The sequence below is a fragment of the Xanthomonas codiaei genome (assembly GCF_002939785.1).
Lineage (GTDB): Bacteria > Pseudomonadota > Gammaproteobacteria > Xanthomonadales > Xanthomonadaceae > Xanthomonas > Xanthomonas codiaei.
Genome location: NZ_MDEC01000109.1, coordinates 1 through 253, shown reverse-complemented (window position 1 = coordinate 253; position 253 = coordinate 1). Strand labels below are relative to the sequence as shown.

The following is a 253-nucleotide window of genomic DNA, read 5'->3' as shown; positions in this document are numbered from 1 at the left end:
TGCCCATACACACTGCCGCTAGCCAGCCAGTGGTGCTTGATCAGCCCCAGCAGGCGTTCGTCTTCCTTGGCGCGCTCACTGTCGGGCGAGCACAACCAGGCGTAATAGCCCGACCGGTTGACCCGCAATACCCGGCACATCGCACACACCCTGAATTCCCCGCAGTGGGCTTGCATGAAGGCGTACTTTGCCTTTACCCCTTGGCAAAGTACGCGGCGGCCTTTTTTAGGATGTCGCGCTCCTCGGTGACGCG

The 253-nt window shown here is 61.3% G+C and carries 1 pseudogene; it reads right to left on the bottom strand.

What is annotated here, in order from left to right:
* Positions 1-253: pseudogene (locus tag XcodCFBP4690_RS22255) on the bottom strand (IS3 family transposase); the annotation flags it as partial.